Below are 22,847 nucleotides of genomic sequence, written 5' to 3'. Positions count from 1 at the left end.
GGCTCAGCCATCGCCACGACTCAACAGCTCGAGCCGTTTGCCACGATGGCAGTTGATCAGCGTCAGGTTGCAGCTGCGCGCGACTTCGACCGCGAGACGGGAGGGATAGGAGAGCGTCGCCAAGGCAGGGATCTTCGCCCTGACGCTTTTCTGAACCAGCTCCAGGCTACAGCGGCTGGAGGTCATCACCAGCGCCGGCAGGATGCCGGCGATCAGGCTGGCGCCGATCACCTTGTCCAGGGCGTTGTGCCGCCCGATATCGCGGCCGACCGTAGCGACCGTGCCCGCCTGGGAAAGCCCCAGGGCCAGGTGCATGCCGGGGGCGGATTCGGTGCGCAGGGATTCAAGGCCCGACGCGAGGGTATCGACTTCCGGCAGCGCCGCGTCGGGCAGACGGGTCAGGCCAAACAGCAACTGCGACTCCTCCTGCACGCCGCAGGCGCCGCAGCCGCTGGTCGACAGCGTTGCCCGCGCCTGGCTGCCGGCGCGTCTGGCGATCCGGTCGGCAACCCGCAGACGAACCCGGAAACCGTGGCGGCTGGTCTCGATCTCGATGGCGCCGACATCGGCATAGCGATCGATCACGCCCTCGCTGAACGCGAACCCGACCGCCAGCGCTTCGAGCTGGCCCGGCGTCGCCAGCACGGTGGCGTAGGCGGTGTCGTTGAACACGATGGAGACGGGAGACTCCTGCGGCCCGGGAAGCGTATCGAGGGAGCAGGCACTGGCGTCATCGAAGATCGCCACGGGATCGTTATCAGACAGAGATGACTGGGAAGACGATGTCATGCATGACTCCGTTCCATCGACGCGTCAGGGAGGAAGCACGGCTCCACTTTATCACGAGATCATGGGGTCACGGGTGCGTTGCGAGAGGCGGGGATGACGTGGACGAGGTCAGGCAAGATATTCATCAGACAAGATATTCCGGCAAGGCGGAATGGCAAAACGCCCGATCCTCGGGATCGGGCGTTTGTGAACTCAGCTGGCAGCGTCCTGTACGGCTTCGCCACCGGCTTCGACGTCCTTGCCAGCGCCATCGACGGTGTTGCATCCCGCCAGGATACCGGCGCTGAACAGTGCGAACAGAGAGAAAGCAATCAGGCGTTTCATGGTGTCGTCCTCCTTAACGTTTTAGACGGATGAATTCTTGGCTCATCCGGGCCGTTTTGTTATCGGCCTGTCATCAAGGTAGCAGAAAGTCATGGAAAACGCGCAATACGACTTGTCTAACTGTCGGATTTCGCTTCCAAACTGCCGGCCTATCACCGTTTCATGCACGGCAACGTGGGTCGCGCCGAGACGGCAACGGGCCTAGGGTCTGTTGACGTTTCATGCACGGCCGCGCCGGAGCCAGTTTTTGTGCGGGGCAAGGCGTGAGGAGCGTAGTTTGGTCATTCCAAATGAACGACGAATAACGCAGCACCGTGCAAAAACTGGCCCGGCCCTTCGGGTTGCGCGGCAAATGGCGCCATGCGGCGTTGCGGGATTGGAAAAGGGAACCACCCTTCTCTGCATCCCGCGCCTGGCCTGGCGCCATTTGGCGCAGCAACGCGGTTCGCGCTGAAACGTCAACAGACCCTAGCGGGAAGCGTTCTGGATCTTCTCGCCGCCGCGCTCGATATCCTGGCCCAGCCCATGCATCGTGTTGCAGGCACTCAGTGTCAATAACAGGCAGCCAATGGCCAGCCATCCCCATCCAGCTTTCATCGTCCTATCCTCGTTACAGGGCCGCCTTTCGGTAGCGCTTACCGCTATCACGGCGGCAACGCCGAAATCTTACCACCGTTCCCGCGGTCGCCGCGCGACTCGACGCCCTCATGGCAGCGACGTAAAGTGGCGCCTCGAACCCTCTCTTTCGACCTTGTTCTTCGTCGCCTTCCAACCGGAGCCGCCATGTCCCTCTTCACGCTCGACGCACGCCTGCAGCAGGATAGTGTCCATGTCATCGATCTGCGGTTGTGCCAGGTCCGTTTGAGCCGGGATGCGCGCTACCCCTGGATCATTCTGGTCCCGCAGCGCGACGATGTCGTCGAGATCTACGATCTGTCTCCGGACGATCAGGCGCGTCTGTGGCAGGAAGCCACTCGACTGGGCCAGGCGATGATGCGCCACTACGGCGGCGACAAGCTGAACGTCGCCACGCTGGGCAATCTGGTGCCGCAGCTCCATCTGCACGTGATCGTACGCTTTCAGGGCGATGCCGCCTGGCCGGGCCCGGTCTGGGGGCAGGGAGTGGCCGAGGCCTACGCCGACGACGCGCTCGAAGGGCGCCGCGACGAGATCGTTCGACTGGCAGGTGAAGCCGGTCTCTTGAGTTGACGACCTGGCGACCTGGCAAGCTGACGACTTGGCGAGCTGACGAACTGACCGCGAGCTTGGCGCGTCGGCTCGAGCCGATCCAGAATCAGCCGCGCCCCGATCCGAATGGCCCCGGGGCAGGTTCGGACTGCGCCGTGGGTGCGCCCAGCATGGGCGGCGCGGCGGCCGGGCCTCGCTGCCACTGCGCCAGCGTCAGCGATAGCCCCAGCACGAGTATCAGCGCTCCGCCCGCCAGGCCGATCCAGGCCTGCCACTGACCGCCGCCAGCCGCCGGCTCGAGATGACGCGTGACCCAATCCCGCGCCACGACGCTGAGCAGCGCCAGCACCGAGACGGTCAGCGCCGTTCCCGCCGACATAGCCAACACCGCCACCACACCCTTGCCGAACTGGTCCAGCAACGCGGCCGCGCCCAGCAGCAGGACGGCGCCGCTACAGGGCCGAATGCCGATCGAGAGCACCGTCAGCAGAGCCACGCGCCAGTCGCTCGCCTTGCGCGGGTCGACATGATGCTCGTGCCCGCAGCCGCAGTGCGCCCCGTGCGTATGGCGCTGCTCATGAATGCCCTCCTGCGCGTGCGAACTGGCGTGGCGCGAACGCCATAGGCGACGCAGCGAACGCACGCAGAGCCACAACCCCAGCAGCGAGACGACGGCGAAGCTGACGAGCTCGGCCTGCTCGATGCTGCCCATCGCCTGTCGGGTCAGCCAGCCCAGACCGAAGACCAGCACGCCGATGATGGCGATCGCCATGACGCCCTGCAGCAAGGCCGCCAGCGCGGAAAGCCCCAGCGCGCGACGCCAGGCGCCGCCCTGCGAGGCCAGGTAAGTGCTCAGCACCACCTTGCCATGGCCCGGCCCCGCCGCATGGAAGACGCCGTAGCCGAAACTCACGCCGAGCAACAAGCCCCAGGTCGCCGCGCTCGGCGTACGCTTGAGGGCGGTGACCGCCTCGACCAGGGCGTGGTAGAACTCGCCCTGCCAGTACACGATGCGTACCGCGGCCTGCTGCCACCAGCCCAGCGAATACCCCGCCACGCCGATGGCGACCAGCATTGCCAACGGAATCATCACTTTCAGCAACGCATTCAACCGGGGCACGTGATCTCTCCGGTCTCGGCAAAGAAGCGGCCGAGATTCGGCTCGCCGGTCTCGCTCTTGTCCAGCATCGCCGCTTCCATCACCTTCTGCGGGTCCGGCGTTGCCTTGACGACGACCGTGGCGCACCCCTCGGGGGCGTTTGCCAGCGTCAGGGCGCCAGGCAGCGGCCGGGAGCCATCCTCGTTGGCCTCGTGGACCATCTCGATGTAGTAGGTCGGATCGAAGATCCGATAGCGCAAGGTACGACCGGCCAGCGGTAGCGGCGTCGCCAGCGGCAGCACGAAATCGTAGATCAACCGCTCGTCGCGATAGTCGGTATTGGTGTCGCTGACGTCTCCCTGGGCCAAAGGGTCGTCGTCGAGAGTGATAGTGGTGAGGTTGTGCTGGGTGGCGAGGTTGTCGCGGATCTCGACGCCCAGCGCATCGAGACGCTCGGCCATGCTGGTGGCGTCGTCGTCGGTCGCCATCTCCTCCATCACCACCTGGCTGTAGAACGGATCCATGCGCCAGCGCTGACGCAGCGCGGTCAGGTTTCCTTCGTCATCGAAGATCCCTTCGACGCTCATGTCGACCCAGCCGTGCGGGTGAGCCAACGCCGCCGAAGGCTCTCCCAGACACAGGGCGATCCCCAGGCCCAGCCAACCATAGCGGCAGCGAGACGACGCTTTCTTCAAGGCAACAATCCCAACCGATTCTGAACGTCGATGAACAGCGGATCGAGCTCCAGCGCATCCAATGGCTGGCCGCCGCGTCGGCCACTCAGGGTGAGGAAGGTATCGCCGTTCTGGATGACTAGCCCCGGAGGACGCTCGCCCCCACTGGTGACCTGAGCGTGGACCTCGTACCCGGAGCGAGACGCCAGCACGGCATCGATCTGGCCCAGGTCGCCATCGGCGTGACGGATCACGAACCCGCGCTCGGCCAGCATCGCGAGCGTTGCCTTGAGGGTGGATTCCGCCGTCGCCTCGACGGCGATACTCCGCGGCTGCGGTTGGGGCGCGACGGCACAGCCGGTCAGCGAAAGCATCCCGATCAGCAGCCCCAGCCCGGCGACTCGCCAAGGGCGGGAACGGGATACCGTACGCCGCCGAAGCGCGGGCATCTTGCGTTGATTCATGGCGTTGCCTCCCCAGCGGTCCTGTTCAGGCGGGTGTCGATGTCCTGTCGCAACTGCTGACAGAACGACGGCTGGTTGTAGCTGCGTGCGTCGATCAGATAGCCGTTGTAATCGACCACGACCGAATCACGGTCGACCAGGGTCGTCTGCTCCGGCGTCACCACCGAGACGCGCTCTATCTGGACCGGGTCGGTGTTGTAGCCACCGCCGAAGTTCTGGAACACGCCCAGTGAATAGCCGTTCCGCCCACCCAGGCCGAAGCCGCCCCAGAAGCCGGTGCGCCCTAGCGGGCTTTCCACCGCGCCGAGGCCCGGTTGCAATGTCTTGCGCTCGGCGCTGACCAGGCCCAGCGTGGCATCGGTATCGAGAATGGCGTAGCCCTGGCTCTCGAGCGCCTCGCGCGTGGCCCGTAGCCGCTCCAGCGGATCGGCACTGCCGGCCGGCCAGCGGCAGGCGGCCGGTAGCGCATTGCCGCCGGCCGCCGAGGTGGGCGCCGGTGCCGACAGTGTCTGGCAACCGCTCAACAATCCGAGCCCGGTGAAGAGAACCATCCAGCGCCCAATCCGACATCGTCGATCGTTCATGACAGCCTCCTTGCGGGGGATTGCGAACAGCGTTCAGCATGCCAGTTTCCCCCCTGCCAATCCACGCCCATCGTGACGACTTCCGACGGGAGCGGGCGGCAACGTCGCACGAGCGCGCGAGTGGCGATCAGCAGGTCACGATAGCCCGTCGCCGTCGGCGTGGAACGACGCTATGCTGACCGCTGCCACGACGAGCCCGTTTCACTCTCGTTTACTCTCGACAGAGGATGCCATGAATATCGTCATTGCCCCTGACAGCTTCAAGGATGCGCTCTCCGCCCGCGACGCCGCCGCCGCCATTGCCGCCGGCCTGAAGCGGGAGCTACCCGATGCCATCTTGCATGAATGCCCGATGGGCGATGGCGGCGAAGGCACGCTGGATGCGCTGCTGGCGGCCACCGGTGCCGAGCGGCGCACGGCGAACGTGCAGGACGCGCTGGGGCGCGAGGCCACGGCGGCCTGGGGCTGGCACCAGGCCACCCTCACCGCGTTCGTCGAACTGGCCGAAGCCAGCGGCCTGCAGCAGCTCGAACGAGAGGAGCGCACCGCGCTTCACAGCACCACCTTCGGCGTCGGCCAACTGATCGAGGCGGCGCTGGATGCGGGGGCTCGTTCGCTGGTACTGACGCTGGGCGGCAGTGCCACCAACGATGCTGGCGCGGGCATGCTGGTGGCCCTCGGCGCTCGCCTGCTCGACAGCGAAGGGCGGCCCCTTCCGCCGGGTGGCGCCGCGCTGGCCGACCTGGCGACGCTCGATCTCGACGGGCTCGACCCTCGCCTGGCCTCGCTGGAGGTGCGGACCGCCGTCGACGTCGACAACCCCCTGCTCGGCCTGCGGGGTGCCAGTGCCATATTCGGCCCGCAGAAAGGCGCCACCAGCGCCGACGTCGAACGGCTCGACCGTGCGCTCTCCCACTTCGCCGATCATGCGGCGGAAGCCTTGGGGGAGGATTTCCGCGAACTGCCGGGTGCCGGTGCCGCCGGCGGCATGGGCTTCGCCGCGCGCGCCTTCCTCGGCGCCACGCTGCGCCCCGGCATCGAGCTGGTCATGGAGCAGGTGAAATTCGACGCGCTGCTCGCCGATGCCGACTGGGTGATCACTGGCGAAGGCCAGCTGGACGGCCAGAGCCTGTCAGGCAAGACGCCGATCGGCATCGCTCGCCGTGCCGAACGCTTCGGCGTTCCTACCGTCGCGCTGGTCGGGTGCCTGGGAGATCAGTGGCAGGCCGCCTTCGATCACGGCATCACGGCGGCGTTTGCTCTGGCGGACGGCCCGCTCACACTGGACGAGGCGCTGTCACGCTGCGGCGAACTGCTGAGCGACCGCGCGCGCACACTGGCCCGACTCTGGCAGGTCGACCCTCGCTAGAGGTGCGACATTTCGCTCGCCTCTGGCCCTTGCTTTCCCCTCGTGCTGCCCTGATATCTTCAAGAGAGCGCGGCACGTCGCGACATGATCGCGACATGATAGAACGTCACTATTCATCCCATACAGATGCTTGGATGGGCCTCGATGTGACGCCCGGTTAGACTGACTTTCAGCACCTTCAAGGAGAGATCTCATGTCCGATACCAATGCCATTGGCCTGCACGCTTCCAGCGCGTCCCAGCTTGCGGAAAAGCTCAACGCCCTGCTGGCCAACTACCAGGTGTTCTACATGAACGCCCGCGGTTATCACTGGAACATCAAGGGCGAGCATTTCTTCGAGCTTCACGCCAAATTCGAAGAGATCTACACCGACCTGTTGACCAAGGTCGACGAAGTGGCCGAGCGCATTCTCACACTGGGTTATCAGCCGCTGCACGCCTACAGCGACTACGCCAAGATTTCCCAGATTCAGGAAGACAAGCAGGTCTCCGACGGCAAGCAGTGCGTTCAGGGCCTAGTGAAAGGCTTTCAGGTTCTGATCGAGCTCCAGCGCGAGCTGCTCTCTCAGGCCAGCGATGCCGACGATGAAGGCACCGCCTCTATGGCCAGCGATTACATTCGCGAGCAGGAAAAGACCGTGTGGATGCTCAACGCCTATCTGGGCTGAGTATTCGCCGTAACCTGTTGGAAAAAAGGTGAAGCCTGCCGACAGGAAAGCCACCCTCGGGTGGCTTTCCTGTCTCTTCCCCCTGAAGCCTCTCGACATTTAAGTAAACTTTAGTACACCATTGTAACGCGGCATTAACCCACCAGCGCATGGGCCTTTATTGTCTGCCCGCAGGCTCGCGCGTGATCTTGCACGTCTTGGAGTCATCCAGCATGTCGGTCGATTTTGATTATCCCCCCGTCACCCTCGACACACAGAGCCAACAACTGGATGCGCTGTGGAAAGCCATTGACCGTTCCCAGGCCATCATCGAGTTCGATCTGCAGGGAAAGGTCGTCAGCGCCAACGCCAACTTCCTCGATCTGATGGGTTATACGCTCGACCAGATCGTCGGCCAACACCACCGCCTCTTCTGCGACCCCGCCGAGATATCCACGCCGGAGTACCGCACGTTCTGGCAGCAGCTCGCCCAGGGTGAGCTGATGGCAGGCGAATACCGCCGCCTGACCCAGAGTGGCAAGGAGGTCTGGCTCCAGGCCACCTACAATCCGGTTAACGATGCGGACGGCAAGCCGTACCGGGTCATCAAGATGGCGACGGACATCTCCGCGGAAAAGCATCTGGCGGCCGAGTACGAAGGCAAGGTCAACGCCATGGATCGCGCCCTGGCGGTGATCGAGTTCGATCTCAAGGGCAATATCCTGTCCGCCAATCGCAACTTTCTCGACACCATGGGCTACCAGGCCGACGACATCATCGGCCATCATCACCGCATGTTCTGCGAACCGGATTACGTCACCAGCCGGGAGTACCGCGACTTCTGGCAGTCCCTGGGACGCGGCGAGTTCTTCAGCGGGCGGTTCATGCGGTTCGGCAACCATGGCCGCCGCGTCTGGATCCAGGCGACCTACAATCCGATCTTCAATGCCGATGGCGCCCCCTACAAGGTGGTCAAGTTCGCCACCGACATTACCGATCAGGTCGAACTGGAAGAGCATATCCAGACATTGACCGAGGCGATGAGCGTTTCGCTGCAACAGCTCAACGCCTCGATTGCCTCGATCGCCGAGAACACGCAGCTGACGCGGGAACTGGCGCGCGCTACGCAGCAGGAAGCCGAACACGGCACCCGCTCGCTGGACGACTCCCGTACCGCGATGACCGCCATCCAGAAATCCTCGGAAGACATCAACGACATCGTCCAGGTCATCGGCGAAATCGCCTCGCAGACCAACCTGCTGGCCTTCAACGCAGCGATCGAAGCGGTTCGTGCCGGCGAACACGGCCTCGGGTTCTCCGTGGTGGCCGACGAAGTGCGCAAGCTGGCCGAGAAATCCGCCGATGCCACCCGCCAGATCAACCGCCTGCTGGGGGAATCTCTCAAGCGTATCGAGAGTGGCAATACCGTCTCCCAGCGCGCCGCCGACTCCTTCGGACGCATCGTCGACGGCGTCGGGCAGACCACCGCCTCGGTCGAGAAGATCGCCAGCTCGGCAGGCGAACAGCTGGAAACCGCCAAGCATGTCGACGAACTGATCCGCGACCTGGCCCAAGCCACCCAGCGCGGGGCGGGTAACGACAAGACATCATGACCCAACGCGTACTGGGAATACTGCGCCTCAACGACAGTGACATCGCGCTGGATGCCGCGCACCTGATCGAGGTGATACGTCTCGAGACGCCTCTTTCTCCCCGCCCGCTGGCGCCACGCTGGTCGCTGGGTACGTTGCTGTGGCGGGGCTCGCCGGTGCCGGCGATCGACCTGGGCAGGCTGCTCGAACTGGACCCGAGCACGGGCCCGCGGGAAGCCGGCGAGCTCATGGCGATCATCGAATATCGCGGCGGCCGCTTCGGGATGCGGATTTCGCACATCAGGGACCTGGTGAGCGTCGATCCCGAGCAGCTCCATACGCTAAAGAACGCGGCGGGCGATGCCGACGCCCTGACGCCACAGTTGCTCGAGCATCCCGACTTCGACAGCGCCATCTACGTGCTCGACCTCGAAGCGCTGTTCGCCCTCGAGGGCATGGTCTCGGTACACGTCGAAGCCGGCCGGCAGAGGCCGAATGCCGCCACCGTGAAGGAGAACACCCACAGCGACCGGCGCTGGCTCGTCGTCGATTGTGACGACACACGACTGGCGCTGGATGTGGGCGCGGTACGGGAAGTCACCACCTGCGGCCCCATCGACTCCCCCGTGATCGACCTGCCGGCCTATCTCGGCAATGTCGCCCTGCGTGGCGCCACCCTGCCGCTGTTCGATCCCCGGGCGCTGATCGGCCAGCCGGCCCGCCAGACACCGCCATCTCATCTCGCCGTTCTCGATAGCGATCACGGTCGTGTCGCCCTCGCCGTCGATCGCGTCGCAACGCTGACGGGCAGCGACCAGCCGGCGCCTCTACCGGTCTCCCCGAGTGCGGGCTACGCCTCCGCCGTCAGCGCACTGGTGCCCGCCGCGGACGAGGGCAAGGACGCCCTGGCGATCGATCACCACGAGCTGTTCGGCAACCTCAACGTCAACGCGCTGGCGCGTCTCCATACCCGGCTCGATACGGAGGCCAGGCAAGCGCGGGAACAGCGCGAGTGGCAGCGATTCGCCTTCGTCCATTTCCGCTGCGGCGGCGATTACGTCACGACGCTCGACCAGCTCGAAGCCGTCGACTCGGCACCGACGGACTATCAGAAGAGTTCGCATCCGGCCGGCCCTTTTCTCGGCGCCTGGCGTCGACAGGATCGCAGCGTCTCGCTGGTGGATCTGCGCGCGCTGCTGGGAATCGACTCCTCCCACCCCGCGAATCACGTCCTGGTCGTCAAGACGGGTGACGGTCTCGTCGGGTTTCTCGTCGACTACCTCCGCAGAATCGAGTACGTCGAAGCGCCCAGGGAGAGCTTTACCATTCGCTGGCGCGGCGATGCCGTCGACGGCGCGTCGCCCGAGCCCTCCCCCGTCAAGGCGGCCAAACGGCTGATCTCGGTCGGCGAAGGCGACAAGCGTCAGGTGATGGCGCTTTTGTGTCTGCAGACTCTGGCCAAGCGGCTCAGCGAGGCTGGCTCGACCGCCTGAGGCGAATGCTGAGACGAACGGAACGCCGCGGATGCGTTGCCGAATCCCATCGACATCCCGGTCAGCCTCTGGTGTCGTCCGATTCGCGGAAGTCGGGGGGATCGTCGCCATCGGGCTCAGCGCGCCGATCCTCATCGCTGACCTTGGACGTTCCGATGCTGCCGGGCGACCCGACGGCCCTGGATTCGGCAGGCTCGTCCTCCTCGGCATCGCGGGTCAGGTGCGAAGGCAGGTCGCGTTTCATGCGCACGCCCAGCCGGTTGAGCGCCAGCGCCTGGCCGACCAGGCTTCCCTGCCCGGTCGAAAGCCGACCCATCGCCTGATCGTAACTGCCCTGGGCCCGCCCCAGATGCCGACCCACGTCCTCCAGACTCGAGACGAAACCCTGGAACTTGTCGAGCAGCTTGCCGGCGCGCTCGGCGATGTGCCTGGCGTTCTCGTTCTGCCGCTCCAGATTCCACAGGCTCGATACCGTGCGCAGGCTGGCCAGCAGCGTGGTCGGCGTGACCACTACGATGTCGCGTGAAAAGGCGTCCTGGAACAGTGTCTCGTCATGCTGAAAGGCGACGGCGAAGGCCGGCTCCACCGGCATGAACAGGAACACGAAATCCGGCGAACGCAGCCCGGGAAGCCGGGGATAGTCGCGCCCGGACAGCGCATCGATATGGCTTCGCACCGCCTGCACATGGGCGCGCAGGGCCTGGGCGCGCTCGGCATCGTCCTCGGCGTTGACGTAGCGCACGTAGGCGTTGAGCGAGACCTTGGCGTCGACGATCAGGTGCTTGTCGTCCGGCAGGTAGATGACCGCATCCGGGCGCTGGCGCCCCTGATCGCCATCGAGGGAAACTTCACGGCGGTATTCGATATCCCGCCGCAGGCCGGAGCGCTCCAGCACCGACTCGAGCATCATCTCGCCCCAGTTGCCCTGCATCTTCTTGTCGCCCTTGAGCGCGCGGGTGAGATTGGCGGCCTCTTCGGTGATCTGGCGGTTGAGCGTGGCCAGCTGGTCGATCTGCACCTTGAGCGTGGTCCGCTCGCGCACTTCCTGGCCATGGATCTCCTCGAGACGCTGGCGGAAGCCGCTGACCTGCTCGCGAAACGGCTTCAGCAACGCTTCGAGACTGTCCCGGCTCTGGGCGCTATAGGCGCGCTGGCGCTCGTCGAAAATGCGCCCGGCGAGCGATTCGAACTCGTGCCCGAGGCGGGTCTTTGCCTGCTCCAGCAACTGGAGCTGTTCCGCATGCTGGTTCTGCTGCTGCTCGTGCCGGGTTTCCAGTCGCCCATACTGCTCTCGCAGCGTCGCCAGACGTTCGTTGAGCGCCTCGAGCTGATGTTCGCGAGCGGCCAACTGCTGCTGCAGCTGGGCCTGGCGCTCGCGCAGATCGTCCTGCTGCCCATCGCTCTGGGCCAGCTCCTGCTCCAGCCGCAGGCACTGGGTCTCGCTGGCCTGCAAGCGGGATCGAAGCATGTCCCGCTCGCGCGCGTAGCGCCGCCGCTGCCACACCAGGCCGACGCCGAGTCCTAACGTCACGAACAACGCCACGAACCCGAGCAGCAAGACAAGCCCACCGCCCGACAGCCACTCACCCGCTACACTCATCGCTCTGCCTTCCTCTGACCTCGGCGCCATCGCGGCGCCACCATCCGTGAGTCCTTGCCTCAGCGCAAGCGATGATATCGAAAGCGCCCGGTTTTCCTTGAACTCTGCCCAGACTATCCCAAACTTCTTGAGTCAGCCGAGACATGGACCGGGATGGCCCATGGGCTTGTCATCTATCGAAACATCAAGCCGATTTATCAAGACCAGGAGGTCACGATGGCTCAGCAACTCAATGGTAAACGTGTCGCAATCCTCGCCGCCGACGGGTTCGAGGAAGCTGAACTCTCTTCTCCGCGCGCCGCACTGCAAGGTCAGGGCGTCGAGACACATGTCATCACCCCGGACGGCAAGGGCATTCGCGCCTGGGCCGAAACGGACTGGGGCGAAACCTACGAAGCGGACAAGAGCCTGGCGGACGCCAACCCCGCCGACTACCATGCGCTGGTTCTGCCAGGCGGCGTGTTCAACCCGGATGAACTGCGCACGAACGAAAAAGCGCTTGGCTTCGTCAGGAGCTTCTTCGAAGCCGGCAAGCCGGTTGCCGCGATCTGTCACGCGCCGTGGATTCTGATCAACGCAGGTGTCGTCGACGGCCGCAAACTGACTTCCGTGCCGTCCATTGCGCAGGATCTCAAGAATGCCGGCGCCAACTGGGTCGACGAATCGGTTGTGGTCGACAGCGGCTTCGTCACCAGCCGCACCCCGAAGGATCTCGACGATTTCAACGGCAAGCTGATCGAAGAGCTGGCCGAAGGGCGTCACAGCGAGCAGCATGCCTGATCGCCTTTCGCGACGCCAAACGAGCGCCCGCCGATCGGTGGGCGCTTTTTTTATGTCATGCCGGCTGTCGTCAGGCCGACCGAAGCCCGACCAGACTTTGCAGGATAGCGCGCGAGTTCCCATACTCACCGTTAATCAAACCTAGGATCCTCCGTCATCGTGCCTCAATTTCGCGATACTTCCGCCGACACTGCCACCTCGGGCTCGCTGCCTCGGCTCTTCGTGACGAAACTGGTTCATTTCGCCAAGAAACTGGTTCGCCTCTTCATCCGGCCGATGCGCGGCGACAAGGGCCGAGGCGGGGTCGTCGTGCATCCGTATCGCGGTTACGGTTCTCACTCGGAAGCCTTCATCATGGGCCGCGTCTTTCGCCAACCCGGACGGCTAAGGAACTGGGAAAAAGGCGGCATCGCCCGCGATCTGGTCGATGTCGCGCGTCGTCTGGTGAGGCACGGCGTCCGCGACGCCCGCGTCGACATTCGGATTGGCGCGACCCAGGCCTCCGTCACCACCGACCGCGACGGCTATTTCCACGCCCATATCGACATTACCCACACGCTTCCTGCCGAGGCGATCTGGCACTCGGTCAAGCTGCAGGTGCTCTCCGAGGACGACGCCATCAGCACCGAGACCGAAATCTACATTCCGCCGGCGAGCACCGACCTGATCGTGATCAGCGATATCGACGACACGGTGATGTATACCGGCGTCGCCAACAAGCTGAAGATGCTGTATCGCCTGTTCATGGAGAAAGCGGATCGACGCACGGCCTTTCCCGGTGTCGCTGCGCTGTATCGGGCGCTCTACGGTGGCGCCGAGGGCAATCGCCACCGCCCTATGCTCTATGTGTCACGCGGTCCGTGGAGCATCTACGAAGTTCTCGAGATGTTCTTCAACATGAACCGCATTCCGGTAGGGCCGATCCTGTTCCTGCGCGAATGGGGCATGACGTTGAAGCGCCCCTGGCCGCGCAAGGCCGAGGACCACAAGTCCGACGTGATCCGCAACATGCTGTCGCTCTACGACACGTTGCCGTTCATTCTCATCGGCGACAGCGGCCAGCGGGACCCGGAGGTCTACACCGAGATCGTCAAGGAACACCCGGAACGCGTGCGCGCCATCTATATTCGCAAGGTGGACAACGACCCCGAGCGGGACGCGGCCATCGAAGCGCTGGCCAACGAGGTCCGCCATGCAGGCTGCGAGCTGATTCTCGCCCATGACAGCGTGAGCATGGCGGAGCATGCGCTCTCGAAGGGGTACATCTCGGAGGAAGGCTGCGAGGCGGTACGCAAGGATACGCACCAGTATTAGTCTCAGTCGGCGGCGTCTGCCGCCCGCCTTCCCTTGCCAGCCCGGGTTCAACCGCTCTTTTCAGCCGCCTCTGCCTTGCCACCGCGCCTTCTCTTCCACCGCGCTTTCTCTTCCACCGCGCCTCTTTTTTACAGCGCCTTCTCTTCCACCACGCCTTTCCCCGTCCCCCTTTGCCAGCGTATTTGCCAGCGGTTATCGCCGGGCGAAGGCATCGAATTCCCGGAGCCGGATTAGTGGCAGCGATTGATGCAGGTTAACGGCAGCCGAATCCCCCCTTTGCCATCGTCGGTGGAGGCTTCTAGTTGTAAGAGGAGTTTCACCCGCACACTAACGGCAGGTGCTCCGGTTGGCTGTCGATCAGGGATGTCGACATCCCGGAGTATCTGCCGTCGATTCAAATCAGGAGATACGGATGTCCAACAATCCTCACACGTCCTCCAACCGTGGCGGCCCCAACGATACGGACGTCAAGACCACCGAGCAGAGCAAGTCGGAGAATCTGGAAAAGTACCGTAGCGATGCCGAGGGGCATGACCTGCGCACCAATCACGGCACCCGGATCGCCGACAATCACAACTCGCTGAAGGCGGGCGAGCGTGGCCCGACCCTGATGGAAGATTTCGTCTTCCGCGAGAAGCTCAACCATTTCGACAACGAGCGCATTCCCGAGCGTATCGTCCACGCCCGCGGCGCGGCAGCGCACGGTTATTTCCAGCCCTACGCGGAAGCCGCCCGGTACTCCAAGGCCGGACTGTTTCAGGATCCCGACAAGAAAACGCCGGTATTCGTGCGCTTTTCCACCGTCCAGGGGGCCCGCGGCTCCAACGATACCGTTCGTGACGTGCGCGGCTTCGCCACCAAGTTCTACACCGACGAGGGCAACTGGGATCTGGTCGGCAACGACATGCCGGTCTTCTTCATCCAGGACGCGATCAAGTTCCCCGACTTCGTGCACGCGGTGAAGCCCGAACCACACAACGAGATCCCTCAGGGGCAGTCGGCCCACGACACCTTCTGGGATTTCGTCTCGCTGATGCCGGAAAGCTCACATATGGTGCTGTGGACCATGTCCGACCGCGCCTTCCCGCGCCATTACCGCAACATGGAAGGCTTCGGCGTGCACACCTTCCGGCTGGTCGACAAGCAGGGCAAGGCGCGCTTCGTCAAGTTCCACTGGAAGCCGCTGGCCGGCACCTGTTCGCTGATCTGGGACGAAGCGCAGAAGCTGTGGGGCCGGGATCCGGACTTCAATCGTCGCAACATGTGGGACGATATCGAGAACGGCGACTTTCTGGAATTCGAGTTCGGGATTCAGGTCGTGGAGGAAGAGGACGAGCACAAGTTCGACTTCGATATTCTCGATCCGACCAAGCTCATCCCCGAGGAGCAGGTGCCGGTCACCCCTATCGGCAAGATGGTGCTCAACCGCAATCCGGACAACTATTTCGCCGAGACCGAACAGGTGGCATTCAATCCGGCCCATATCGTGCCGGGGATCGACTTCACCAACGACCCGCTGCTGCAGGGCCGGCTGTTCTCCTATCTCGATACGCAGATGCTGCGCCTGGGCGGGCCCAACTTCCACGAGATTCCGATCAACCAGCCGGTATGCCCGTTCCACAATAACCAGCGCGACTCCATGCACCGCCAGACGATCAACAAGGGCCAGGCCTCCTACGAGCCCAATTCGATCGACGGCGGCTGGCCCAAAGAGACGCCGCCCGCGGCGGAAAACGGCGGGTTCGAGACGGTCAACGAGCGAATCGACGCCAACAAGATTCGCGCGCGTAGCGCATCGTTCGGCGATCACTACTCCCAGGCGACGCTGTTCTGGAATAGCCAGACCGACGTCGAGAAGGAACACATCATCGCCGCCTACACCTTCGAGCTCTCCAAGGTGCAGCGGCCGTGGATTCGCGAGCGGGTGATCAAGGAGATTCTGCCTAACATCGATCTGGAACTGGCACGCCGGGTCGGCGAGAACCATGGCATCGAGGCACCTTCCAGCAAGCCGGCGCCGGCCGATGAACTGGGCCGGAGTGCGCAGCAGGAATCCCCGGCGCTGAGCCTGATGACGCGTCTGCCGGGCAATATCAAATATCGCAAGGTAGCGATCCTGGTCGCCGACGGTGTCGACAGCGATCAGGTGGAGACGATCAAGAGCAAGCTCGAGGCCGAAGGCGCCGAAGGCATGGTGATCGCCCCCAGCATGGCGCCGGTGAAGGCCGCGAACGGCCAGTCGGTCACACCCGATGCCATGCTCAACGGCCAGCCCTCGGTGACCCTGGATTCGGTCATCGTCGCCGGCGGGGCGGAAAGCGTCCGGACGCTGTCGCAATCCGGACTGGGACGCTACTACGTCCAGGAAGCCTACAAGCACCTCAAGGCGATTGCCGCCATCGCGGAAGGCAAGGAGCTGTTGGCCGCGGCCAACGTGCCCACCCAGGAAGATGGCATCTTCCTCGGCGCCAGCGTGGACGACGTGTTCATCCCCTTCACTCAGGCCATGGGGCAGCACCGCGTCTGGTCGCGCGATGCCAGGGCCAACGACATGCCGGCTTAGTGGTCTTTATGGCCCAGTACGTCCCCAATACGTCATGGCCCAGTACGTCATGACCCAGCACGTCATGAGCTAGTACGTCTTGTCCGGCAGGGTCGTCTCAGGCGGCCTTGCCGGAAGCGATGTCGGCTACCAGCGCCTTGAGTACACGCCAGAACTCCTCGACGGACGCCAGTTCGGTGCGCTCGGTGGGCGAATGCGCCCCGCGAATCACCGGTCCGAAGGAGATCATCTCCAGTTGCGGATACTTGCCGCCGATGATGCCGCACTCCAGCCCGGCATGGATCACCTTGACCGCCGGGTCTTCGCCCAGTGCTTCCTGGTGCAGGCGACGGAAGCGGGTCAGCAGCGTGCTGTCCGCGCTCGGCGTCCAGCCCGGATAAGCGTTCTCGACCCGCGTCTGGGCGCCGATCAGCCCGAACAGTGCCGTGAACCGATCGGCCAGATTGCGCGTCGCGCTATCCCGCAGCGAGCGTACCAGCGCACACAGATGGAACCGCCCCTTCTCCAGCGACACCACACCAAGATTGTTGGAAGTCTCGACGACGCCCGGCACTTCGACGCTCATGCGTTCGACGCCATAGGGCGCGGCATGTAGCGCGGAAACCAGCAGTTGGGTCGCGGTATCGGTGAGCGCTTCCACCTCGTCGTCGCAGGAGACCGCCGCCGGCGACAGGGAGAGCGTCACGTTGTCGTCGACGCCCGCCAGCTCCTCGCGGTAGAGCGCCTGCAAGTTGGTGAGCGCTTCCTCCACCGCCGGCAGGTGATGCTCATCGACCACGATGGTGGCAAAGGCTTCGCGTGGCAGAGCGTTACGCAACGTGCCACCGTGATAGTCCACCAGGCGAATCTCGAACTCGCCCAGCCCGCGCAGCGCGCGCACCAGCAGCTGGTTGGCGTTGCCGAGCTCCTTGTGGATATCGGCCCCGGAGTGCCCGCCGACCAGGCCGGTGAGAGAGACCCGACGCATCACCTCCCCTTCGTCGCAGCCGCGCATCGGCAGATCGGCATCGACGACTACGTCGGCGCCGCCGGCACAGCCGATGTAGACCTCGCCACGATCCTCGGAGTCGAGATTGAGCAGATAGCGGCCTTCCAGCCAGTTCTCCTCCAGCGACAGCGCGCCCTGCAGCGAGGTCTCCTCCTCCAGGGTGAACAGCGCCTCGAGCGGGCCGTGATCGATATCGTCCGCTTCGAGAATCGCCAGCGCCGCCGCGACGCCGAGACCGTTGTCGGCGCCGAGCGTGGTGCCACGGGCGTGCAGCCAGCCGTTCTCGACGTAGGTATCGAGCGGGTCGTTGAGGAAATCGTGAGGATGGTCGCTGTTGGCCTGCGTGACCATGTCGAGATGACCCTGCAGGATCACGCCGGGCACCGCCTCGCAGCCCGGGCTCGCTGCCTTGCGGATGCGCAGGTTGCCGTAGCTGTCGCGATCATGGGCCAGCCCCTTGTCGTCGGCCCAGCGCTCGAGGATGTCGACCAGCTTCGCTTCATGGCCAGAGGGGCGCGGCGTATTGCAGAGCGTCCGGAAATGGCGCCACACGGGCTCGGGAGAGAGTTGCAGCAGATGATCGTTCATGGTCGATTCCAGCCTCGTCGTGCGGCGAGCAGGCCACCGCAACGGGTGTCGAAAGAGTGATGAATGAAATCCTGGCCGGCGGCAGACCGCGGCTCGTTTCGGGGTGCCAACACCTTACTCGCCTAGCTGCGGCTTGACCATATCCGGCACAAGGCCGGCGAGATCTCGGCGCTTGCCGTGCCAGGCCAGCAATGCCGCCGCCAGCCGACGTGCCGCCACCAGCCGTTCGCGCCGGCCCTGCTGCGACGAGAGCGCTTCATCCCGATACTGGAACAGCGCCGCCACCGCAGCGGCCACTCGGGGCGAGGCCGCGAGCCCGGCGTCATCCGGGCCGTCATCCGTCGCGGCAGCACTGTCGGCCGTCAGCATGTCCGGCAGGCTCGCCAGCGGTCGTTGCCGCCACCACACCAGCCAGGCCGGACGCAGCCACGGGCGGATCAACGCCAGCTCTCCGCCACCCGCAGCGAACCAGCCAAGCCGTTCGGCCAGATCGGCAGGCACGACCGGCGCCGCCCCCTCGTGCAGCCAGGCCGCCACGACGAGCGGTTCGATATCCCGCAGTTCGCTTGCCAGCAGATCCGGCAGGCAGCGGACGAAGTCATCGTTCATGCGAGCCAGAGCCGAACTGGCGCCCTCCGTCAATCCGCGCCCCATCATCTGCGCCGGCTCGCCGCTGGAAGCCTCCCGCGTGAGTCCCACGCGCAGCGAGACGAAGCCCTGCCGACGCCAGAAACGGATCAACGTCGGCTCCGCACCGAAGCTCACGCCCAGGCGATCCAGGCCATGCACTCGGGCCGTCGCCGCGACCTGCTCGACCAGGGCCGCGCCGACGCCTCGGCGCCGGGCCGCCGGGTGCACGGCAATCCGCATGATGCGCCACCAGCGGGCGAGCGCGGCCTCCTCGTAACCGCCATGGGTCGCCAGCGACTGCGCCAGCAGATGCCCCCGCGGGCGTCGTTGCCCCCGGTAGATGTCGCTGGCCAGCGTCGCGTCGAAGCCACCCTCCTGCTGGACCACGCAGATGCCCACCGCATGCTGCTTCCCCGCGTCATCGTCGACGAACGCGGCCAGCAGATGAACGTCGGGGCCATCCAGCAACTGGCGCAGATCGCTGGGCGAGGTGCGGTAGTGCGCCTGTACCAGTAACCCGAAAAGGGGGCCGAGCCGGGTGTCGTCCCGGGCGAGCGCCGCCCGGTCCAGCCAGGCGTAGGTGGCTGACGCCTCCGGTAGCGCGCTGGCGACGGCCTCGGCTTCGGCCACCTCGGCATCCAGACACAGCAGTTCCCGCGTCAGTGTCTCCAGCGGATCGCCGGCCCCCCAGCGGATCGGCGTCTGCAGCGTGAGCCGCTTCCACTCCGGTGTCAGTCGATCCAGCGCGTCGCGCAGGCGCACCTCGAAGCCGCGCCCGGTGCCTTCATAGCCATGCACGGTAGTGGCGAAGGCGATGCGCGGAAAGCGCTGCAGCCAGCCCGTCAGCCGAGCCGCAGGGATCGACGCCGCCTCGTCGACGAACAGCGTCGGCGGGGAGCGCGTGTCGATATCGGCCGAGGCCAGTTCGGGAATCACCTGTTCCGGCGCCAGCCACTCGACGCGGCAGACATGGCCGTCCAGGTCGACCTCGAAGCGGCCAGCATCGCGCCGGCCCTCGGGCAATAGCCGTTCGAGGCGTTCGAACACCGCCTCGACCGCGACGAGACTCGACGCCGTGATCCAGAGCCGCCGTTCGCCCTGCTCAAGCCGCCGCGCCGCGGCGATGCCCAGCGCCGCGCTCTTGCCGCGACCGCGATCGGCGACCAGCACCACCGGGCGCCGACGCCGCATTCGCGTCAACCGCGATACCGCGGCGGCCTGGTCGGTGGTCAGGCAGTCGCCATCCGCTGTGAACGCCTCGGGCTCGGAATCGTCGACGAGCGATACGGGCGAGTCGATGACGATCGATGATGGCGCGATGGGTAGCGAATCGCCCGCCGGCCATGTGGCCACGTCGAAACGACGCTGCAGTATCCCGGCGAGCCGCTGCAGATAACGCGCCGACAAGGTTTCCGCCTCGTGGGGCCAGTGCGCGAGACGCCGATAGTCCGCATCCGGGCGCCAATCCGTCCAGGCCGGCAGTTGCCAATGCGCCGGCGTCAACAGTACCAGCCAGCCCCCGGCCTGGACGGTGCCGCTGATGGCGCCGAAGGCGTCCGGATCGAACCCGGCTTGCGGAGACACCGCATCGAACACCACCAGATCGTGCTCGCTGCCCAGCCGGCTGCGCGCGCGGGACGCACTCAGCCGCACCGAGGCCTGCGGCCCTGTCGAAACATCGGACGGACTCGAGGAGTCGGGGCCGATCCACAGCGGCGAGCGCCAGCGTCCCGCCGCCATCAGGGAGAGCGCCTTGCGGCGCGCACGCGAAGCGTCGTCGGCGATCCACAGCACGCCACGCCAACGCCGCCGCCGGAGGCCATCGTCTTGATCGGCCAGCCAGGCAATGAGCGCAGAGTCCGCCTTCGGCGCGGCCAAGGGCATTAGCGAAACCTAGCCGAAGGCACCGCCGAGATCGGGTTTCATCGTCGGGCAGTAGCGCGCGACGACCACGGCCAGCAGGATGCCGCCCAGCGTCAACGCCACCGGCAACCAGCTGAACACGACGCCGGAAGAGACGTAGAGATAGAGGAAGAACACCGCCATCACGCCGCCGCCCATCAGACGACCGGCCTTGATGCCGGCCAGATAGACGCTCAGCAGCACACCAGCGAAAGGGATCAGCACACTGAACAGGTTGATCACGAACTCGCGGCCACTGGCCGCCACCCCGGGCAGGATCAGCCGCGCCACCAGCTCCCACGCCACGAGATAGACCAAGACCGGCGCGGCAAAGCTGCCGATCAGGCGCAGAACGGTGCGGACGGGCTCGTCGGCGCCGGGCTTGTGGGGCTGAGGGTTATTCATGGCGGCAACATCCTGAACGATCGAACGAAAACTGAGGCAGGTCAGCAGGAAAGCCAGATTACAGAAAGAAGCTTCGAGCTTCGAGCTTCGAGCTTCGAGCTTCGAGCTTCGAGCTTCGCCAGAATGATACGCCGACGATCCCAGCCCCCAGCCCCCAGCCCGCAGCCCGCAGCCCGCAGCCCGCAGCCCGCAGCCCGCAGCCCGCAGCCCGCAGCCCGCAGCCCGCAGCCCGCAGCCCGCAGCCCGCAGCCCGCAGCCCGCAGCCCGCAGCCCGCAGCCCGCAGCCCGCAGTCAATGCTCGATCTTCTTCAACAGAAACACCAGCGGCACGCAGAGCAGATAGATGCAGCCCAGCCACAGGAAGATGTCGTTGTAGGCCAGCACCTGGGCCTGGACGCCGAAGCGCTGGCCGAGCAGGGCCACGGCGCTGTGATAAGGGTCGGCGACGTGACCGACCAGCATCGCCTGATAGTTGTCGATCTGCTGCTGGACCGCGATTCGCCCTTCGTTGAGCGCCGGGATCAGCTGATTCCAGTGATAGTCCACCCGCCAGTCGCGAACGGTATCGAGCATCGCCAGGCCGACCGCGCCGCCGAGGTTGCGCATCACGCTGAAGAGCCCAGCGGCATTGCCCAGCTCCTGCGGTGGCAACGTGCCCAGGGCGATCCGTGACGCCGGAATGATGCACAGGATCATGCCCATGCCACGCACGATCTGCGGCCAGAAGAACTGCCAGAAGCCGGATTCGCTGGTCAGGTTGTTGTTCATCACCGTCCCGATGCCGATCAGCGTCAGACCGAAGAACAACAGCACGCGCAGGTCGACCGAATTGGTCAGCCGCCCCACGATCGGCGCGGTGAAGAACATCGCCACCCCGGTGACGAACATCACCTCGCCGATCTGCAGGCTCGAATAACCGCGTACGCCACCGAGGAACAGCGGCATCAGGTAGACTAGGCCGTACATCGCGATCCCGACCACGAACACCAGACCGGTACCGATGGAGAAGTTAAGGTTCTTGAACGCGTGAAGATCGACGATGGGGTGATCATAGCTGAACACTCGCCAAAAGAAGCCGACACACGAAGCCGCGCAGAGCAGCGTCATCCACACGATCAGCTCGCTTGCGAACCAGTCGTCGCCCGGCCCTTCCTCCAGCACGAATTCGAGGCTGCCGAGAAACAGCGCGATCAGGATCAGGCCACGGAAATCGAGCCGTTTGGCGACGCTCGCATCGCCCTCGTCGATATCGAGGAAACGCCACGCCGCGAGGGTCACGAAAATCCCCGGCACCACGTTGGCCAGGAACAGCCAGTGCCAGCTGAAGAGCTCGGTGACATAGCCGCCCACCGTCGGGCCGATCGAGGGCGCCATGGTCACCACCATGCCGATCACGCCCTGGACCGCGCCCATCGCCCGGCGCGGAAACAGCGTGAAGCTGATCGCCTGGGTGATCGGAATCATCGCGCCACCCATGAAGCCCTGGATAGCGCGCAGCACGATCAGTTGCTCGATGTTGTTGGCCAGCGCACAGCCGAGACTGGCCAACGTGAAGCCGGCGCAGGAGATGACGAAGGCGACCCGGGTGGAGAGCCAGCGCATCAGCACACCGGAGAGCGGGATCATGATGATCTCCGCGACCAGATAGGAGGTCTGGATCCAGGAGATCTCGTCGCTCGAGGCCGAAACCCCGGCCTGGATCTCGTTCAGCGAACTGGCAACGATCTGGATATCCAGGATTGCCATGAACATGCCGAACACCGCCGCGATGAACCCGAAGCGGTAGTGCCACGAGGGCATCTCCTGCGGGCCGGCCCCTGAGGGTGCTGCGACTTCACTCATGGCCGACACTCAT

20 protein-coding genes are annotated in these 22,847 nt (G+C 64.9%); 8 read left to right on the top strand and 12 right to left on the bottom strand.

Annotation, left to right across the window (positions count from 1 at the left end):
* Nucleotides 1–3 precede the first annotated feature (3 nt).
* The 3 genes from R5R73_RS02970 to R5R73_RS02960 all read right to left on the bottom strand — a co-directional run bounded on the left by R5R73_RS02970 (nucleotide 4) and on the right by R5R73_RS02960 (nucleotide 1,710).
* Nucleotides 4–789, bottom strand: a complete 786-nt coding sequence (locus R5R73_RS02970; RefSeq protein WP_322528734.1) for a formate dehydrogenase accessory sulfurtransferase FdhD — start codon at nucleotides 787–789, stop codon at nucleotides 4–6.
* A gap of 192 nt (nucleotides 790–981) precedes the next feature.
* A complete protein-coding gene (locus R5R73_RS02965) occupies nucleotides 982–1,113 on the bottom strand; it encodes an entericidin A/B family lipoprotein (RefSeq protein ID WP_071232719.1) in 132 nt (43 codons plus the stop codon).
* A gap of 468 nt (nucleotides 1,114–1,581) precedes the next feature.
* Complete coding sequence (locus R5R73_RS02960) at nucleotides 1,582–1,710, bottom strand: entericidin A/B family lipoprotein (RefSeq protein WP_083387449.1); 129 nt, start codon at nucleotides 1,708–1,710, stop codon at nucleotides 1,582–1,584.
* A gap of 186 nt (nucleotides 1,711–1,896) precedes the next feature.
* On the opposite strand from R5R73_RS02960, the gene R5R73_RS02955 reads away from it, so the two are divergent.
* Nucleotides 1,897–2,322 (top strand): HIT domain-containing protein, encoded by a 426-nt coding sequence (locus R5R73_RS02955; protein ID WP_322528733.1) that lies wholly within the window; start codon nucleotides 1,897–1,899, stop codon nucleotides 2,320–2,322.
* Between the two features lie 85 nt (nucleotides 2,323–2,407).
* Here the strand turns inward: R5R73_RS02955 and R5R73_RS02950 are convergent, their stop codons facing one another.
* Genes R5R73_RS02950 through R5R73_RS02935 form a run of 4 tightly spaced genes read right to left on the bottom strand, consistent with a single transcriptional unit; the run spans nucleotide 2,408 to nucleotide 5,122 of the window.
* Entirely contained in the window at nucleotides 2,408–3,421 is a 1,014-nt protein-coding gene (locus R5R73_RS02950; RefSeq protein ID WP_322528732.1) for a nickel/cobalt transporter, read from the bottom strand.
* Nucleotides 3,409–4,095, bottom strand: a complete 687-nt coding sequence (locus R5R73_RS02945) for a DUF1007 family protein (protein ID WP_322528731.1) — start codon at nucleotides 4,093–4,095, stop codon at nucleotides 3,409–3,411. The genes R5R73_RS02950 and R5R73_RS02945 overlap by 13 nt, the downstream gene beginning before the upstream one ends.
* On the bottom strand, nucleotides 4,092–4,538 hold the full coding sequence (locus tag R5R73_RS02940; protein ID WP_110636538.1) for a hypothetical protein: 447 nt from the start codon (nucleotides 4,536–4,538) through the stop codon (nucleotides 4,092–4,094). Before R5R73_RS02940 ends, R5R73_RS02945 begins: the two co-directional genes overlap by 4 nt.
* Nucleotides 4,535–5,122 (bottom strand): hypothetical protein, encoded by a 588-nt coding sequence (locus R5R73_RS02935; RefSeq protein ID WP_322528730.1) that lies wholly within the window; start codon nucleotides 5,120–5,122, stop codon nucleotides 4,535–4,537. Before R5R73_RS02935 ends, R5R73_RS02940 begins: the two co-directional genes overlap by 4 nt.
* Nucleotides 5,123–5,354: 232 nt before the next feature.
* On the opposite strand from R5R73_RS02935, the gene R5R73_RS02930 reads away from it, so the two are divergent.
* The 4 genes from R5R73_RS02930 (at nucleotide 5,355) to R5R73_RS02915 (ending at nucleotide 10,222) form a co-directional block, all read left to right on the top strand.
* Nucleotides 5,355–6,491 (top strand): glycerate kinase, encoded by a 1,137-nt coding sequence (locus R5R73_RS02930; protein WP_322528729.1) that lies wholly within the window; start codon nucleotides 5,355–5,357, stop codon nucleotides 6,489–6,491.
* A gap of 193 nt (nucleotides 6,492–6,684) precedes the next feature.
* The gene (locus R5R73_RS02925) at nucleotides 6,685–7,158 is read left to right on the top strand and encodes a Dps family protein (protein WP_071232713.1); all 474 of its coding nucleotides are present in this window, start codon (nucleotides 6,685–6,687) and stop codon (nucleotides 7,156–7,158) included.
* 212 nt (nucleotides 7,159–7,370) lie between these two features.
* Entirely contained in the window at nucleotides 7,371–8,750 is a 1,380-nt protein-coding gene (locus R5R73_RS02920) for a PAS domain-containing methyl-accepting chemotaxis protein (protein ID WP_071232712.1), read from the top strand.
* Nucleotides 8,747–10,222, top strand: coding sequence for a chemotaxis protein CheW (locus R5R73_RS02915; RefSeq protein ID WP_322528728.1), 1,476 nt, complete (start codon nucleotides 8,747–8,749; stop codon nucleotides 10,220–10,222). The genes R5R73_RS02920 and R5R73_RS02915 overlap by 4 nt, the downstream gene beginning before the upstream one ends.
* Before the next feature lie 61 nt (nucleotides 10,223–10,283).
* On the opposite strand, the gene rmuC is transcribed toward R5R73_RS02915, so the two are convergent.
* Nucleotides 10,284–11,822: a DNA recombination protein RmuC gene (gene rmuC / locus R5R73_RS02910; RefSeq protein ID WP_322528727.1), complete on the bottom strand. Its 1,539-nt coding sequence runs from the start codon at nucleotides 11,820–11,822 to the stop codon at nucleotides 10,284–10,286.
* Nucleotides 11,823–12,038: 216 nt separating this feature from the next.
* Between rmuC and R5R73_RS02905 the strand changes: the two genes are divergently transcribed.
* From R5R73_RS02905 to katE, 3 genes are all read left to right on the top strand, one after another.
* Nucleotides 12,039–12,602 (top strand): type 1 glutamine amidotransferase domain-containing protein, encoded by a 564-nt coding sequence (locus R5R73_RS02905; protein WP_087719143.1) that lies wholly within the window; start codon nucleotides 12,039–12,041, stop codon nucleotides 12,600–12,602.
* Nucleotides 12,603–12,761: 159 nt separating this feature from the next.
* Nucleotides 12,762–13,916 carry an App1 family protein gene (locus R5R73_RS02900; RefSeq protein WP_322528726.1) on the top strand — a complete coding sequence of 385 codons (1,155 nt, stop codon included), beginning with the start codon at nucleotides 12,762–12,764 and terminating at the stop codon, nucleotides 13,914–13,916.
* A 337-nt stretch (nucleotides 13,917–14,253) separates the two neighbouring features.
* Entirely contained in the window at nucleotides 14,254–16,479 is a 2,226-nt protein-coding gene (gene katE, locus R5R73_RS02895) for a catalase HPII (protein ID WP_322528725.1), read from the top strand.
* A 97-nt stretch (nucleotides 16,480–16,576) separates the two neighbouring features.
* Here katE and R5R73_RS02890 read toward each other — a convergent pair whose 3' ends face one another.
* The 4 genes from R5R73_RS02890 to R5R73_RS02875 all read right to left on the bottom strand — a co-directional run bounded on the left by R5R73_RS02890 (nucleotide 16,577) and on the right by R5R73_RS02875 (nucleotide 22,834).
* A complete protein-coding gene (locus R5R73_RS02890) occupies nucleotides 16,577–18,055 on the bottom strand; it encodes an aminoacyl-histidine dipeptidase (protein WP_071232708.1) in 1,479 nt (492 codons plus the stop codon).
* A gap of 114 nt (nucleotides 18,056–18,169) precedes the next feature.
* A complete protein-coding gene (locus R5R73_RS02885; protein WP_322528724.1) occupies nucleotides 18,170–20,569 on the bottom strand; it encodes a tRNA(Met) cytidine acetyltransferase TmcA in 2,400 nt (799 codons plus the stop codon).
* A 9-nt stretch (nucleotides 20,570–20,578) separates the two neighbouring features.
* A complete protein-coding gene (locus tag R5R73_RS02880; protein ID WP_071232706.1) occupies nucleotides 20,579–20,992 on the bottom strand; it encodes a hypothetical protein in 414 nt (137 codons plus the stop codon).
* Between the two features lie 291 nt (nucleotides 20,993–21,283).
* On the bottom strand, nucleotides 21,284–22,834 hold the full coding sequence (locus R5R73_RS02875; RefSeq protein WP_071232705.1) for a DHA2 family efflux MFS transporter permease subunit: 1,551 nt from the start codon (nucleotides 22,832–22,834) through the stop codon (nucleotides 21,284–21,286).
* Nucleotides 22,835–22,847 lie beyond the last annotated feature (13 nt).

It is taken from the genome of Salinicola sp. LHM, from assembly GCF_034479735.1.
Classification (GTDB): domain Bacteria; phylum Pseudomonadota; class Gammaproteobacteria; order Pseudomonadales; family Halomonadaceae; genus Salinicola; species Salinicola salarius.
The sequence above is the reverse complement of the archived record's forward strand: the minus strand, read 5'-3'. Positions and strand labels throughout refer to the sequence as shown.

Bases quoted from the DNA above. Each gene is read 5' to 3' on its own strand.
- R5R73_RS02970 (WP_322528734.1), bottom strand. From the start codon at position 789: ATGACATCGTCTTCCCAGTCATCTCTGTCTGATAACGATCCCGTGGCG.
- R5R73_RS02965 (WP_071232719.1), bottom strand. From the start codon at position 1,113: ATGAAACGCCTGATTGCTTTCTCTCTGTTCGCACTGTTCAGCGCCGGT.
- R5R73_RS02960 (WP_083387449.1), bottom strand. From the start codon at position 1,710: ATGAAAGCTGGATGGGGATGGCTGGCCATTGGCTGCCTGTTATTGACA.
- R5R73_RS02955 (WP_322528733.1), top strand. From the start codon at position 1,897: ATGTCCCTCTTCACGCTCGACGCACGCCTGCAGCAGGATAGTGTCCAT.
- R5R73_RS02940 (WP_110636538.1), bottom strand. From the start codon at position 4,538: ATGAATCAACGCAAGATGCCCGCGCTTCGGCGGCGTACGGTATCCCGT.
- R5R73_RS02935 (WP_322528730.1), bottom strand. From the start codon at position 5,122: ATGAACGATCGACGATGTCGGATTGGGCGCTGGATGGTTCTCTTCACC.
- R5R73_RS02930 (WP_322528729.1), top strand. From the start codon at position 5,355: ATGAATATCGTCATTGCCCCTGACAGCTTCAAGGATGCGCTCTCCGCC.
- R5R73_RS02925 (WP_071232713.1), top strand. From the start codon at position 6,685: ATGTCCGATACCAATGCCATTGGCCTGCACGCTTCCAGCGCGTCCCAG.
- R5R73_RS02920 (WP_071232712.1), top strand. From the start codon at position 7,371: ATGTCGGTCGATTTTGATTATCCCCCCGTCACCCTCGACACACAGAGC.
- R5R73_RS02915 (WP_322528728.1), top strand. From the start codon at position 8,747: ATGACCCAACGCGTACTGGGAATACTGCGCCTCAACGACAGTGACATC.
- rmuC (WP_322528727.1), bottom strand. From the start codon at position 11,822: ATGAGTGTAGCGGGTGAGTGGCTGTCGGGCGGTGGGCTTGTCTTGCTG.
- R5R73_RS02905 (WP_087719143.1), top strand. From the start codon at position 12,039: ATGGCTCAGCAACTCAATGGTAAACGTGTCGCAATCCTCGCCGCCGAC.
- R5R73_RS02890 (WP_071232708.1), bottom strand. From the start codon at position 18,055: ATGAACGATCATCTGCTGCAACTCTCTCCCGAGCCCGTGTGGCGCCAT.
- R5R73_RS02885 (WP_322528724.1), bottom strand. From the start codon at position 20,569: ATGCCCTTGGCCGCGCCGAAGGCGGACTCTGCGCTCATTGCCTGGCTG.
- R5R73_RS02880 (WP_071232706.1), bottom strand. From the start codon at position 20,992: ATGAATAACCCTCAGCCCCACAAGCCCGGCGCCGACGAGCCCGTCCGC.
- R5R73_RS02875 (WP_071232705.1), bottom strand. From the start codon at position 22,834: ATGAGTGAAGTCGCAGCACCCTCAGGGGCCGGCCCGCAGGAGATGCCC.